The organism is Humibacter antri (assembly GCF_054777235.1).
On sequence record NZ_BAAHAW010000054.1, the window covers coordinates 1 to 1,170 of the forward strand.

A 1,170-nucleotide genomic window follows, 5' to 3' on the forward strand; every position below is an offset into this window, starting at 1 on the left:
TGTCCGCGATGGGCACGAGCAAGAAGAGGAAGACGTATACGTCGGAGTATCGGCGTGAGGCTGCGCATCTGGTGATCGACACCGGGCGCCCGGTTGCCGCGGTCGCGCGGGAGATCGGCGTCGGTGAGCAATTGCTGGGCCGGTGGGTGCATGCTGAGCGCGCTCGCACCGGGCCGGAGGAGGTGCCGTTGGATCTGGATGAACGGGCCGAGTTGGAACGGTTGCGTCGTGAGGTGCAGGAGCTGCGGATGGACAACGAGTTCCTGGGAAAAGCGGCGGCCTTCTTCGCATCGAAGCAGAACCCGAGGAGCGGTTCGCGGTGATTCAGGCGGAGAAGGCCGGCAACACGAGGATGACGATCACGCGCATGTGCATGCTGCTGGGTGTGGATCGGCGCCGGTTCTATGAGTGGCGTGCCCGGGTGACGGCCGGCCCCTCGCCGCGACAGCAGCGGGCCGCCGTGCTGACCGCGCAGATCATCGGCTTCCATGACGCTTCTGATGGCACGTACGGGGCTCCCCGGATCCGCGCCGATCTGCAAGACGCCGGCGTGGCCGTGTCACGGAAGACGGTCGCGAAACTGATGCGCGATCAAGGGATTGCAGGGATCAGCCCCCGCACCTGGCACCCGCCGACCACTGTGCACGGTGAGGACCCGTTCCCCGTGCCCGACCTGATCGAGCGGGAGTTCGATCAGGGCGGCCGGGATGTTGCTTGGTTCAGTGACATCACGTATCTGCGTACCGGTGAAGGGTGGGCCTACCTGTGCGTGGTCCGGGACGGGCACACCCGCCGGGTCCTCGGACGCACCGTGGCCGACAGTATGCACACCGACCTCGTCGAGGACGCGCTGCGGCAAGCCGTCGCGCTGCGCGGCGTGCTGCCCCGGAAGGTGATCTTCCACGCCGATAGGGGCACCCAGTACACCAGCAGCCAACTCGCCGACGCGGCGACCGAACTCGGCGTGCTGCGCTCGATGGGGCGTACCGGGGTGTGCTGGGACAACGCCGCCGCGGAATCGTTCTGGTCGACCTTCAAGAACGAGTACTACCACCGGCACGCGTTCGCCACGATCGATGCCGCACGCCGTGGCTCCTACGCGTGGATCGACGGCTGGTACAACGCCCGCCGACGCCACTCCGGCATCGGCTACCTCAGCCCACTAGAGTA

Annotated in this window: 2 protein-coding genes; both read left to right on the forward strand. The window is 67.0% G+C overall.

Annotated features, from left to right (window positions below; translation table 11 throughout):
- Positions 1 to 323: transposase (locus tag ACYVDK_RS18230; protein WP_460524423.1), on the forward strand; the 323-nt coding region annotated here is incomplete at its 5' end.
- Positions 320 to 1,170: IS3 family transposase (locus ACYVDK_RS18235; RefSeq protein WP_460524425.1), on the forward strand; the 851-nt coding region annotated here is incomplete at its 3' end. The genes ACYVDK_RS18230 and ACYVDK_RS18235, both read left to right, overlap by 4 nt.